10 protein-coding genes and 1 tRNA gene are annotated in these 11,419 nt (G+C 57.0%); 4 read left to right on the top strand and 7 right to left on the bottom strand.

The genetic code is table 11. The features are described from left to right. Window positions 1-9: 9 nt before the first annotated feature. From ACLI4M_RS11880 to aspA, 5 genes are all read right to left on the bottom strand, one after another. Window positions 10-85: transfer RNA gene (locus ACLI4M_RS11880), tRNA-Phe, on the bottom strand. Window positions 86-195: 110 nt separating this feature from the next. Next, window positions 196-774, bottom strand: coding sequence for a transcriptional regulator (locus ACLI4M_RS11885; RefSeq protein ID WP_048917446.1), 579 nt, complete (start codon window positions 772-774; stop codon window positions 196-198). A gap of 44 nt (window positions 775-818) precedes the next feature. Beyond that, the gene (locus ACLI4M_RS11890; protein ID WP_133624908.1) at window positions 819-2,543 is read right to left on the bottom strand and encodes a protein-disulfide reductase DsbD; all 1,725 of its coding nucleotides are present in this window, start codon (window positions 2,541-2,543) and stop codon (window positions 819-821) included. Window positions 2,544-2,684: 141 nt separating this feature from the next. After that, window positions 2,685-3,986 (bottom strand): anaerobic C4-dicarboxylate transporter, encoded by a 1,302-nt coding sequence (locus ACLI4M_RS11895; RefSeq protein WP_133624907.1) that lies wholly within the window; start codon window positions 3,984-3,986, stop codon window positions 2,685-2,687. A 116-nt stretch (window positions 3,987-4,102) separates the two neighbouring features. Continuing rightward, entirely contained in the window at window positions 4,103-5,539 is a 1,437-nt protein-coding gene (gene aspA / locus ACLI4M_RS11900; RefSeq protein WP_048917443.1) for an aspartate ammonia-lyase, read from the bottom strand. A 366-nt stretch (window positions 5,540-5,905) separates the two neighbouring features. Here aspA and ACLI4M_RS11905 point away from each other — a divergent pair, with 366 nt between their 5' ends. The 4 genes from ACLI4M_RS11905 (at window position 5,906) to ACLI4M_RS11920 (ending at window position 9,116) form a co-directional block, all read left to right on the top strand. Then, window positions 5,906-6,367, top strand: a complete 462-nt coding sequence (locus ACLI4M_RS11905; protein WP_048917441.1) for an FxsA family protein — start codon at window positions 5,906-5,908, stop codon at window positions 6,365-6,367. Window positions 6,368-6,595: 228 nt separating this feature from the next. Then, window positions 6,596-6,889: a co-chaperone GroES gene (locus tag ACLI4M_RS11910; RefSeq protein WP_048917440.1), complete on the top strand. Its 294-nt coding sequence runs from the start codon at window positions 6,596-6,598 to the stop codon at window positions 6,887-6,889. A 60-nt stretch (window positions 6,890-6,949) separates the two neighbouring features. Further along, a complete protein-coding gene (gene groL, locus ACLI4M_RS11915) occupies window positions 6,950-8,596 on the top strand; it encodes a chaperonin GroEL (RefSeq protein ID WP_133624906.1) in 1,647 nt (548 codons plus the stop codon). A gap of 175 nt (window positions 8,597-8,771) precedes the next feature. Continuing rightward, window positions 8,772-9,116 (top strand): DUF4156 domain-containing protein, encoded by a 345-nt coding sequence (locus tag ACLI4M_RS11920; RefSeq protein ID WP_048917447.1) that lies wholly within the window; start codon window positions 8,772-8,774, stop codon window positions 9,114-9,116. Window positions 9,117-9,184: 68 nt separating this feature from the next. On the opposite strand, the gene ACLI4M_RS11925 is transcribed toward ACLI4M_RS11920, so the two are convergent. Then, complete coding sequence (locus ACLI4M_RS11925; protein ID WP_133624905.1) at window positions 9,185-10,150, bottom strand: TerC/Alx family metal homeostasis membrane protein; 966 nt, start codon at window positions 10,148-10,150, stop codon at window positions 9,185-9,187. Window positions 10,151-10,400: 250 nt separating this feature from the next. Next, window positions 10,401-11,396, bottom strand: coding sequence for a Gfo/Idh/MocA family protein (locus ACLI4M_RS11930; protein ID WP_133624904.1), 996 nt, complete (start codon window positions 11,394-11,396; stop codon window positions 10,401-10,403). Between the last annotated feature and the right edge of the window lie 23 nt (window positions 11,397-11,419).

An 11,419-nucleotide genomic window follows, 5' to 3' on the forward strand; every position in this document is an offset into this window, starting at 1 on the left:
TTCTAAATATGGTGCCCGAACCCGGAATCGAACCAGGGACACGGGGATTTTCAATCCCCTGCTCTACCGACTGAGCTATTCGGGCAACGGGGCGCATTAAACCGTAAAGGCCGTTCGGCGTCAACGGCTTTGTCATAAAAAAGACGCAAACTCCCGCCGACTGCCTGCTTTTTGCCCGCCTGGATTAAAAGCTGTTCAGCTCAGCGCACCGTTCTTGCGGCACAGCGCAAAGTTGAGCACATCTTCCGCCAGGCAGCGCGCAGTCTCGACATCCTCTACCTGGCGTTTAACCAGCAGGCGTGACAGGCAGCCCTCCAGAATCAGCTCCATCTGGTGCGCGACGCCCGCAGGGTTGTCCGTTTCCAGCTCGCTCAGCAATTGATGAGTGAACTGCCACGAAGCCTGTTTTTGCAGCTCGGCAATCTGGTGGATCGGGTGCTCCGGCTGCGGATAGAAGCTGCAGGCGGCAATAAACAGGCAGCCGGGATAGCGCTTATTGTTCACCGCATCGGCCAGCACCTGGTAACGGGCCAGCAGTTTTTGCCCGGCGCTCAGGCTATCATCCAGCAGCAGCTGGCGGCGCCACACGTCGATCTGCTGGCCGTGATAGCGCAGCGCGTCATACAGCAGCGCGTCGCGATCCGGCCAGAAGCGCTGCAGCTCCTGTGCACTGCAGTCCAGTTCACCCGCCATCATTTCAAGAGAGGTGGTCGCCGCAAGGCCATGCTGCTCCAGCACGTTCAGAGCCTGTTCAAGTACGTGTTCACGCTGCACGCGGTTCTCCTCTTTTACACTTCATTATCGAACCTTAGTGTCGTTTAACGCGCCAGTTTCTGCAAATGCGCGCGGAAAGCGGCAGGTTTCATCCAGCCGGTGATGCGCGAGCCGGGAATTTCGTGGCCGCTGGCATCGAAGAACAAAATGGTCGGCAGGCCGAGCACGTTCAGGTGCTGGAGCAGGGCGCTGTCGGTGGCACTGTTGGCGGTGACGTCCGCCTGTAACAGCTGCAGCTGGCCGAGCGCGCTCTGCACCTGGCCGTCGCTGAAGGTGTACTTCTCAAACTCTTTGCAGGCCACGCACCAGTCGGCATACAGATCGAGCAGGGTGATTTTGCCCGCGCTGTTTTGCAGCTGCTGGTTGAGCTGCTCAACGCTGCTGACGCGGTTAAAGCTGAGGTGCGCGGCCGATTCTGCCGTTGGCGCATTGCCGAAGGCCCAGTCCTGTAACGGGCGGGCAGCAATCAGCATGGCGCCCAGCAGCAGGATTTGCAGCACGCGCAGCCAGCCGCGGTTGGCTTTCAGGCTGCTGATAAATGCCCAGCCGAAGAAGGCCACGCCCAGCGCGCTCCACAGGCGCAGGCCCCAGGCATCGCCGATAACGCGTTCCAGCAGGAACACCGGCAGGGCGAGGATGACGAAGCCGAAGCCCTCTTTGACCGTCTGCATCCACGGGCCGCTTTTCGGCAGCAGGCGGTTACCAAACAGCGTAATGGCAATCAGCGGCAGGCCCATGCCCAGCGCGTAGAGATACAGCGTGCCGCCACCGGCCAGCATATTGCCGCTCTGGGCGATATACAGCAGGATGGCGCTGAGCGGGGCAGTGGTGCACGGCGAGCAGATCAGCCCGGCCAGCGCGCCCATCAGGAATACGCCGGGCAGCGATCCCCCCTGCTGGCGGTTGCTCCACAGCGTCAGGCGGGTCTGCAGGGAAGAGGGCAGCTGCAGGCTGAACAGGCCAAACATCGACAGCGCCAGCACGATAAATAACGCGGAAAGCACGATCAGGACGGCGGGAGCCTGCAGCGCCGCCTGGAAGCGTAGCCCGGCAGCGGCGACCACAATCCCCATCACCGTGTAGGTCAGCGCCATTCCCTGCACATAGACCATCGCCAGCGCGAACAGGCGGCCCAGGCGGTACTGGCGGTTACCGCCGAGGATAATGCCGGAGATCAGCGGATACATCGGCAGTACGCAGGGGGTGAACGCCACGCCAATCCCAATCAGCAATGCCCACAGCGGGGAGAATGGCAGGGTATTATCGCTGCGGTTATCCGGCGCGGCGCTGACGGCGGCTGATGGCGCGGGCGCAGGTGCGCTGCTGTGGGCTGCCACGGCATTGAGCGGCACGCTGCGGGTTTCCGGCGGGTAGCAGAATCCGGCAGCGGCGCAGCCCTGATAGGTGACCGTCATCTGCGCGCCGTTCCCGGCCTGCTCAAGGGTAAACGGCAGCGTCAGGCTCTGAGGGTAGATTTCGGTCTTGCCGTAGAATTCATCTTCGTGTGGCTTGCCTGCAGGCAGTTCCCACTGCGCCAGGGTCGCGCCCTGTACGCTGATTTTCAGCTGTTGGCGATAAAGGTAGTAGCCGGGCTTGACCTGCCAGCTGAGCGTGAGCTGATCGTTTTTCTGAAGAAAATCAAAAGCAAAAGCCTGATTGACCGGAACAAACTGGCTGTTACTGTTCTGCCCGAACAGTGATGCACTGGCGGTAGCGCTGAACAGGCTGAGCAACAGCAGAAAAATGTAGGGGATAAGTCGCTGGGTCATAACGGGTCTTTCTCTCTCCATGTGGGACCGGCCTTACGGGGGAGAGATAATAGCATGGCGTAGGAATTTAGGGTCGACAGTAAATGAGCGGGTCGACCGGAAAAAAGGTCGACCCCTACAGTGCTGAATCGAACCCTGATGTCAGAGGAAAATTCCGCCGAGCAGGAAACCAAACGCAACCGACAGAATAATCGCCAGCGTGCCGGGCACCAGGAATGAGTGGTTAAACACAAAGCGGCCAATGCGCGTCGACCCGGTGTCGTCCATCTCTACGGCAGCCAGCAGGGTTGGGTAGGTCGGTAGCACAAACAGCGCGGACACCGCTGCAAATGAGGCGACGGCGGTAACCGGCGACACGCCGAGCAGCAGCGCCGCTGGCATCAGCGCTTTGGTGGTCGCCGCCTGAGAATAGAGCAGGGTAGAAGCGAAGAACAGGATCACCGCCAGCATCCACGGATAGTCATGCAGCAGCTCGCCCGCCACCTGCTGAATCTCGCCGATATGCGCTTTAACAAAAGTGTCGCCCAGCCACGCTACGCCGAGTACGCAGACGCAGGCGCTCATGCCGGATTTAAAGGTGCTGGCGCTGAGGATCTCCCCGGTGTCGATTTTACAGGTCAGGCAGATCAGCGCGGCCACGGTCAGCATAAACACCACAATGGCCTCATTGCGCGGCAGCACCGGGTTGGCAATCAGCCCAACGGCATCGCTGATGGCGGTGGCGTACAGCACCACGGCAACGATCCCCAGCAGCAGCAGCAGCACTGAACGCTTAGCGCCGGGCTTCTCCTGGAATTTGCTGGCGCCGCGCAGGCTCACCTCACCCTTTGCCAGACGTGCCTGGTAAACATCATCATCTTTTAACTCCTTACCTAAGAAGTTGGTGAACAGCGCGGCAATAAAGATGGCGGCCATGGTGGACGGGATCGCCACGCCGAGCAGCGCCAGATAGCTGATGCCACGAGGTTCGAGAATGCCGGCCATAAATACCACCGCCGCCGAGATAGGCGAGGCGGTAATCGCAATCTGCGAGGCGACGACCGCAATCGACAGCGGGCGCGACGGGCGCACACCCTGCTCCTTGGCAACTTCGGCAATCACCGGCAGCGTCGAGAATGCGGTATGCCCGGTTCCGGCCAGCAGCGTCATAAAATAGGTCACCAGCGGCGCGAGGAAGGTGATGTAGCGCGGATGCTTGCGCAGCAGGCGCTCTGCCAGGCTGACCAGGTAATCCATCCCCCCGGCAACCTGCATTGCGGCGATGGCGGCGATCACCCCCATGATAATCTCAATCACGTCGAACGGGATGGCTCCCGGGGTGATCTGGAAACCGAGGGTGAGCACCAGAACCCCCATTCCCCCGGCAAAGCCAATGCCGATGCCGCCCAGCCGGCTACCTAAATAGATCGCCAAAAACACGACGATGAGTTCTGGTAATAACATGTTGTATTCCTTAAGACTAAAGATAAAAAACCGTTAAAAATTTGTGCGCCATACAAAGTAAAAAGGCACGTCGTTCTGAGAACTGACGTGCCTTAAGCTGCTATCTGATGAAGGGATTATTGTTCATTTTCATCGGTGTAACGTTTGGCTTTATACACCGGGAACATCAGGTTCTGAGTGGAGAAGATGTCATCAAGCTCGCTTTCGGTCAGCAGCCCGCGCTCCAGCACCACTTCGCGTACGCTCTTACCGGTTTCGGCGCAGATTTTGCCAACGATATCGCCGTTGTGGTGGCCGATATACGGGTTGAGGTAGGTGACGATACCGATGGAGTTAAACACATAGGCTTCGCACACCGCTTTATTGGCAGTGATGCCATCGACGCATTTTTCCAGCAGGTTGTAGCAGGCGTTGGTCAGGATGTGGATCGACTCAAACATCGCCTGGCCAATCACCGGCTCCATCACGTTGAGCTGCAGCTGACCCGCTTCAGAGGCCATGGTGACGGTGATGTCGTTGCCGATCACCTTGAAGCAGACCTGATTCACCACTTCCGGCACGACCGGGTTCACCTTGGCGGGCATGATGGACGAACCGGCCTGCAGTTCAGGCAGATTGATTTCATTCAGGCCAGCACGCGGGCCGGAGGAGAGCAGGCGCAGGTCATTACAGATTTTTGACAGTTTAACCGCCAGGCGCTTCAGCGAGCTGTGCACCATCACGTAAGCCCCACAGTCGGAGGTCGCTTCGATCAGGTCTTCCGCCGGAACGCAGGCGAGGCCGCTGACTTCCGCCAGCTTCTGCACCGCCAGCTGCTGATAGCCATCCGGGGTATTCAGGCGCGTGCCGATGGCGGTGGCGCCAAGGTTCACTTCCAGCAGCAGTTCAGCGGTGCGCAGTATGCTGCGGATCTCTTCGTTCAGCAGTACGTTAAACGCGTGGAACTCCTGGCCAAGCGTCATCGGGACGGCATCCTGCAGCTGGGTACGGCCCATCTTCAGAATGGTATTAAACTCGACGGCCTTGCGCTGAAAGCCTTCGCTCAGCTGGCCGATAGCATCCAGCAGCTTGAGGATTGAGCTATAGACCGCAATGCGGAAACCGGTCGGGTAGGCATCGTTGGTTGACTGGCATTTGTTGACATGGTCGTTCGGGTTGAGGAACTGATACTCCCCTTTCTGATGGCCCATCAGCTCAAGACCGATATTGGCTAACACTTCGTTGGTGTTCATGTTCACCGAGGTGCCCGCGCCGCCCTGATAGACGTCAATCGGGAACTGATCCATGCATTTGCCGTTGTTCAGCACTTCATCGCAGGCATTGACGATCGCATTAGCGATGTTGCGCGGAATGGTTTGTAGCTCTTTGTTCGCCAGCGCAGCCGCTTTTTTTACCATCACCATACCGCGCACAAACTCAGGGATATCGCTGATTTTGCTGTTGCTGATATAGAAGTTTTCAATCGCACGCAGAGTATGAACACCGTAGTAAGCATCGGCGGGAACTTCACGCATACCTAACAGGTCTTCTTCGATACGAATGTTATTAGCCATGTGAACCTTCTTTTAGGGGATTACCGGTTAAATCATCACAATTTAAGTGCCTGCTCCGTGGCTGGCATCCAGTGATTATCGGGCCGTGGACAGCCCGCCGCGGGATCTTATCCGTTTGCGCTGGGCTGAGCACGATCATATTCTGCTATGTTGCAAAAGCCTGAATCCAGATCACTTAAACCGCTTGCCATATCAAACAGTTTCAATGATATGTGATCCTGGTCACTTTGAAAGGGGCGGGTGAATTTCGGCATTTCCAGTTGAAAAACGGGGTTGCCGGTCCCATCTTCTATACTATCGGTCGCGAAGACCGCCATTTTCTGCCGCCGCAACACAGTGGGGCGGCCACTGATACAGGAGAATACGGTGCGCTGGTTACCGTTCTTAGTGATTTTTGCCCTGGTGTGGATCGAGATCTCTCTCTTCATCCAGGTGGCCCACGTGATGGGCGTTTTACTGACCATGCTGCTGGTGATCTTCACCTCCTGCATCGGGATCTCGCTGGTGAAAAACCAGGGGATGAAAAACTTTATGCTGATGCAGCAGAAGCTGAATGCGGGCGAAAGCCCGGCGGCGGAGATGATCAAGAGCGTTTCGCTGGTGCTGGCGGGCTTTCTGCTGCTGCTGCCGGGGTTCTTCACCGATTTCCTCGGCCTGCTGCTGCTGTTACCTCCGGTGCAGAAGCACCTGACGCTGAAGCTGATGCCGCATCTTAAAATGTGGCGTGGCAATGGCGCCGGGCCGGACAGCGGGTTTACCGTCGACGGTGAATACGAACGCAAAGAGTCTCATCTGATTGAGCATGACGATCGCCACGATCGTCATTGATTTTCCCAATAAATTCGCCAGCGGCGCAGCCTTAAGGACTGCGCCGTTTTTTTTGCACTGGGCGACCAGTTGCGCAAAAAAACGCCGAACGAAGCAGTTAGCAAAAAAAAATACCTCCTGCCCTTGAAAGGGGTGCTACCCGGCCTTATCTCTTCCGTCACGAGGCCGATGCCAAAGCAGCACGGCTTTCATCCCAAAATGATTGGACTTCTCAAAGGAGAGCTAACAATGAAAATTCGTCCATTGCACGATCGTGTTATCGTCAAGCGTAAAGAAGTTGAATCCAAATCTGCTGGCGGCATCGTGCTGACTGGTTCCGCGGCGGGCAAATCGACCCGTGGCGAAGTGCTGGCTGTCGGTAACGGCCGCATCCTGGAAAACGGTGACGTTAAGCCGTTGGACGTGAAAGTGGGTGATGTCGTGATCTTCAGCGAAGGCTACGGCGCAAAAACTGAAAAAATCGACAACGAAGAAGTTCTGATCATCTCAGAAAACGACATTCTGGCGATTGTTGAAGGGTAATTCTCGCCCATTCATTTCACTTCAGTCACTGAACGTAACGAATTTAAGGAATAAGTAAAAATGGCAGCTAAAGACGTAAAATTCGGTAATGACGCACGCGTAAAAATGCTGCGCGGTGTCAACGTACTGGCAGATGCAGTAAAAGTTACCCTGGGCCCGAAAGGCCGTAACGTGGTTCTGGATAAATCTTTTGGTGCACCGACCATCACCAAAGATGGTGTTTCTGTCGCACGTGAAATCGAGCTGGAAGACAAGTTCGAAAACATGGGCGCGCAGATGGTGAAAGAAGTGGCCTCTAAAGCGAACGATGCTGCAGGCGACGGTACCACCACCGCCACCGTACTGGCTCAGTCCATCATCACCGAAGGCCTGAAAGCCGTCGCTGCGGGCATGAACCCGATGGATCTGAAGCGCGGTATCGACCAGGCGGTTATCGCTGCGGTTGACGAACTGAAAAAACTGTCTGTGCCATGCTCTGACTCTAAAGCTATCGCTCAGGTGGGGACTATCTCTGCTAACTCCGACGCAACCGTGGGCGAACTGATTGCTCAGGCGATGGAAAAAGTCGGCAAAGAAGGCGTGATCACCGTTGAAGAAGGCACCGGCCTGCAGGACGAGCTGGACGTGGTTGAAGGTATGCAGTTCGACCGTGGCTACCTGTCCCCGTACTTCATCAACAAGCCAGAAACTGGCGCAGTTGAGCTGGAATCTCCATTCATCCTGCTGGCTGACAAAAAAATCTCCAACATCCGTGAAATGCTGCCAGTGCTGGAAGCCGTTGCGAAAGCCGGTAAACCACTGCTGATCATCGCTGAAGATGTTGAAGGCGAAGCGCTGGCTACCCTGGTGGTTAACACCATGCGCGGCATCGTGAAAGTGGCTGCGGTTAAAGCACCAGGCTTCGGCGACCGTCGTAAAGCTATGCTGCAGGATATCGCAGTGCTGACCGGTGGTACCGTGATCTCTGAAGAGATCGGTATGGAGCTGGAAAAAGCCGGTCTGGAAGATATGGGCCAGGCGAAACGCGTTGTGATCAACAAAGACACCACCATCATCATCGATGGTACGGGCGAAGAAGCGACGATCAACGGCCGCGTGACTCAGATCCGTCAGCAGATCGAAGAAGCGACCTCTGATTACGACCGTGAAAAACTGCAGGAGCGCGTAGCGAAACTGGCAGGCGGCGTGGCCGTGCTGAAAGTGGGCGCAGCAACTGAAGTTGAAATGAAAGAGAAGAAAGCGCGCGTTGAAGATGCCCTGCACGCAACCCGTGCTGCGGTAGAAGAAGGCGTGGTTGCTGGTGGTGGTGTTGCACTGGTACGCGTGGCTTCTAAACTGGCTGAACTGCGTGGTCAGAACGAAGAGCAGAACGTGGGTATCAAAGTGGCACTGCGTGCGATGGAATCCCCACTGCGTCAGATCGTTTCTAACGCCGGTGAAGAGCCATCTGTGGTCACCAACAACGTGAAAGCGGGTGAAGGTAACTACGGTTACAACGCGCAGACCGAAGAGTACGGCGACATGATCGACTTCGGTATCCTCGACCCAACTAAAGTGACCCGTTCTGCTCTGCAGTACGCGGCCTCTGTTGCTGGCCTGATGATCACCACCGAATGCATGGTGACCGACCTGCCTAAAGGCGATGCGCCTGACTTAGGTGCTGGCGGCGGCATGGGCGGCATGGGTGGTATGGGCGGAATGATGTAATTCCCCCACCTCGCGTGAGTAAAAACCCTCTGTCTTTGACAGGGGGTTTTTCTTTTTGGGGGGAAAATAGTAAAGTCATTAGCACACGATCTAACCTGATGAATTTTTTGCGGGTTCCAGGGCAAGGATAGATGATGCTCTGGCCTGAATCTGATGATAATAAATGGGGATTAAAATGCGGATTAACTTGCTGGGACTCTCTGTGGCGGCCCTGCTGCTGGCAGGCTGTAGTACCTCTAACACCCTGAGTTCTGCGGGCGAGCGCGTCACCTTTACCGATCAGCAACCGGCCAGCAGCTGCCAGCTGCTGGGCAACGTGACCGGCGCGCAAAGCAACTGGTTCTCAGGTGCAGGCGGTGAAGGCAGCTCACTGCGCGGCGCGGCCAACGACCTGCGTAACCGTGCGGCCGAGATGGGCGGCAACGTCATTTATGGTGCCACCAGCCCAACCCAGAACATCTGGTCCAGCTTCGCTCCGCTGGACAGCAAAATGAGCGGCCAGGTTTACAAGTGCCCGTGAAATCGCTGATTTAAGCGGTGATGTGCCTTGAATAAGGGTGGCCTCTGCGGCCACCTTTTTTATGCAGATTAGTGAACGGACTTACGGTCATTACGGTAATTGACCAGCGCGTTAATCACCAGCGTCAGCGCCAGGATGCCGCCAACAATCCCCAGCGAAATCGCAATCGGGATATGGAAGAAATCGACAATCAGCATCTTCACGCCGATAAACACCAGAATCACCGACAGGCCATATTTCAGCATGCTGAAGCGCTCCGCGACGTTCGCCAGCAGGAAGTACATCGCACGCAGGCCGAGGATGGCGAACAGGTTAGAGGTCAGCACGATAAACGGGTCGGTGGTGACGGCGAAGATCGCCGGAATACTGTCGACCGCGAAAATCACATCGCTCAGCTCGACCATAATCAGCACCAGCAGCAGCGGGGTGGCATACAGCAGGCCGTTCTGACGCACGAAGAACTTCTCGCCTTCGATCTTATCGGTCATGCGCAGGTGGCCGCGCAGCCAGCGCACCAGCGGCTTGTCGCCAATCGCGCTGTCATCTTCCTTCGCCAGCGCCATTTTAATCCCGGTAAACAGCAGGAACGCGCCGAAGATATAGAGCAGCCAGCTGAACTGCGTGACCAGCCAGCTGCCGGCGAAAATCATGATGGTACGCAGCACGATAGCGCCTAACACGCCGTAGATCAGCACCCGGCGCTGCAGCGCCGCAGGCACGGCAAAGTAGCTGAACAGCATCAGCCAGACGAAGACGTTATCCACCGCCAATGCTTTTTCAATCAGATAGCCAGTGAGGAACGCCAGCGCCTGGGTATCGGCCACCTCGCGCCCGGCAGTGCCGGTGAGATACCACCAGAAGGCGGCGTTAAACAGCAGCGAAAGGGTCACCCAGACCAGTGACCAGGCCGCAGCCTGCTTCATGGTCATGGTGTGTGAGCCGCGACGGCCCTGCAGCAGCAGGTCAATCGCCAGCATAATGACGACTACGACAGCGAAGCTGCCCCAGAGTAACGGTGTGCCAACAGTATTCATTTTTTCTTGCCCCAATAACAAAAATGGCCAACGTCGGAAGACGCCAGCCACATTATTATTGTCGCTGTAAGCAAACCTCGCCTCCCGGCAAGGTCTCACTTACAACCAAAATTTGGTTGCCCCAGTAACCGGACATCGTGTGGATGCCGTATTGACGATTAACTGGCGAAGAAGTTACTCCCCTTTGCTGGGCAAAAGATAGGCTGCGCGCGGGGCCAGGTCAACATTCTTCAGTAATATTTAGAAATATTTACACAACCGCCACATCGAGACTGTCCGCCGGGAACACCACGCCGGTTTGGCGGCGGATCTCGGTCAGCAGCTGCGCGGTGGTCAGCGAGGTCGCCAGGCCGGCATGATTGATCTCGTTGTGCTCCACCAGGCGGGCGAAGGTTTCCGCTTCGTACAGCATGGTGTTGATGTGCTGCGGCTGGCTGAGATCCTGCGCTTTGCCGCCGCGTGGCACCAGGCTCACGCGCTGGCATTCGGAAACCTGCTCAATCACCAGCGAACCGTCTTCGCCCTGGATCTCACTCGGCAGCGTCGACTGGCTGACCTTCGAGTGCTGGATAGTGACGTCAAAATCGCCGTAGTTAAGGATCACGCTGCCGTGGGCGTCGACGCCGCTCTCCAGCAGGCTGGCGCTGGCGGTGACGCTGTACGGCGCCCCCCACAGGCTGACGGCGGTGCCGAGGCAGTAATAACCGATATCCATAATAGAACCGTTCGACCACGCCGGGTTGAAGGTGTTGGGGTTCTCACCGTCAAGGTAGCGCTGATAGCGTGACGAATACTGACAGTAGTTGAGAAAGGCTTTGCGCAGCTTGCCAATACGGGTGAGCGACTGCTGCAGGGTCAGGAAATTCGGCAGGCTGGCGGTTTTAAACGCCTCAAACAGCACGACCTGGTTGTCACGTGCGCAGGCCACCATCGCCTCCGCTTCGCGCAGGTTGGACGCCAGCGGCTTCTCGCAGATCACATGCTTGCCGTGGCGCATAAACAGCAGCGCCTGCGGGCAGTGCAGGGCGTTTGGGCTGGCGATATACACCGCATCGATAGCCTCGCTCTGCGCCAGCTGCTCCAGGGAGTCAAACAGCAGCTCAACCGGATAATCGCTGGCGAAGGTTTGCGCCTGCTGCAGCGAGCGCGAATAGACGGCGCTGAGCTTCATTTTTCCGGTTTCGTGAGCGGCATCGACAAACTGACGGGTGATCCAGTTGGTTCCAACGACGGCGAAGCGAATCATAGTGTTCCTGTGCGGCTGGGTGA

The organism is Erwinia sp. LJJL01 (genome assembly GCF_047300805.2).
In the GTDB taxonomy this organism is placed as follows: domain Bacteria; phylum Pseudomonadota; class Gammaproteobacteria; order Enterobacterales; family Enterobacteriaceae; genus Erwinia; species Erwinia aphidicola.